The organism is Shewanella sp. 11B5 (genome assembly GCF_002836795.1).
Taxonomy (GTDB): domain Bacteria; phylum Pseudomonadota; class Gammaproteobacteria; order Enterobacterales; family Shewanellaceae; genus Shewanella; species Shewanella frigidimarina.
Genome location: NZ_PJAP01000831.1, coordinates 1 through 1,596, shown reverse-complemented (window position 1 = coordinate 1,596; position 1,596 = coordinate 1). Strand labels below are relative to the sequence as shown.

Sequence of the window (1,596 nt, the reverse complement as noted above, 5' to 3'; positions counted from 1 at the left end):
TCTGCTTAAAATCATTAAATTTCAGTTTCACAACCTGCTTATGGATCTGTCGGTCTTTTGCACTGCGACGAACCCGAGTACTCAGCTCTTGAATCAGTTGCGGTAATACCTGATGACATTGCTCTAACGTAAAAATGTCTTTGGCTAATGTCGTTTCAACCCCGACAGACTTACGCACTCGATGCGGGCTGATTTGTCTTGAATCGATCCCTTGAGCACGCTCAGCCAACACATGGCCAAACTTACCAAAGGCCTCAATTAATTGCACTTTAGGGTATTGCTGCACATCATAACAAGTGGTTAAGCCAATATCGGCTAACTTTTTTGAAGTGACTTTACCAACTCCAGGAATTTTACTCAGCGGTAGGTCTTTTACAAAATCAGCAATTTGATTTGGAGTGATAACATATTGTCCATTCGGCTTATTTAAATCGGATGCAATTTTGGCTAAAAACTTAATGGGTGCTATACCAGCTGAAGCAGTTAATCCGGTAACCTCAAAAATCTCATCTCGTATCGCCTTGGCAATTAATGTCGCACTGCCTTGGTGAGCATCGCAATCAGTCACATCAAGATACGCTTCGTCCAAAGACAAAGGCTCAACAAGATCAGTGTATCGATGAAAAATCTCACGTATTTGCAGTGACACCGATTTATACACTTCCATCCGTCCTGGTACTAAAATCAATTGCGGACACAACTGCAACGCATGATAACTGGACATAGCGCTACGCACCCCAAATTTGCGGGCCTCATAGCTGCAGGTACTTATCACACCTCGGCGGTCACTTCTGCCGCCAACAGCAATGGGTTTTCCTCGCAGTTCAGGAAAATCGCGCATTTCTACCGCGGCAAAATAACAATCCATATCGATGTGAATGATTTTACGCATTCTATAACCATCATCATTATCTTAATTGAAACAATGATACTGTATATAAAAACAGTATTCAATCATTGCTTATTATTAATATAATGAATAAATGTGACTCAAGATATTTTTAAATGTCAAAAGCTAGCTTCAAGCCATCCTAAAACGCAATAAAATATTATTCTGAAAAAAGCTAAATCATCTAGCAAATTATTCAATTTATAAATTGATTGTAGACAACATTCTTATGACTTCAATTCGATTTATTGAGTCATTCTTTCTTTTCAAAAACAGTACAAAATCATAAGCATTTAACCGTAATTGACTATCTAGCAGTTGAGGGGCACTGCCTTTGCTCAGTAAGTATTCAACTAATTTTTTATCATTGAGTAAGATTGCGGCATGAAGAGGCGGTAGTCCATCAATCTTACTTTTAGTATTAACGGAGGCACCATTGTCGATAAATTTATCTAAATAAACATATCTTTTTTTCTGATTAGAAATGCCAAATAAAAATGCTATGCCACCTACAGACTGAAGATCATCTAAGTCTTGTTTCGTTAATCTAAAATTAAACAAATAAAATTCACAGAACGAATTTGGTATGTAATGCGTATTATCTTCGACACTGCATAATACAACATCTTCAACACGGCTATTTTCAAGAGAATAAATAGCACCTAATGAATACATAATAATAATAGTAAAAGCGCATCCAATTAGTA

At 37.1% G+C, this 1,596-nt stretch carries 2 protein-coding genes; both read right to left on the bottom strand.

What is annotated here, in order from left to right; genetic code table 11:
• A partial coding sequence (dinB, locus tag CXF78_RS16905; RefSeq protein WP_102037424.1) for a DNA polymerase IV occupies window positions 1-892 on the bottom strand: 892 nt, incomplete at its 3' end.
• Window positions 893-1,090: 198 nt separating this feature from the next.
• A partial coding sequence (locus tag CXF78_RS21525; RefSeq protein ID WP_180957199.1) for an ankyrin repeat domain-containing protein occupies window positions 1,091-1,596 on the bottom strand: 506 nt, incomplete at its 5' end.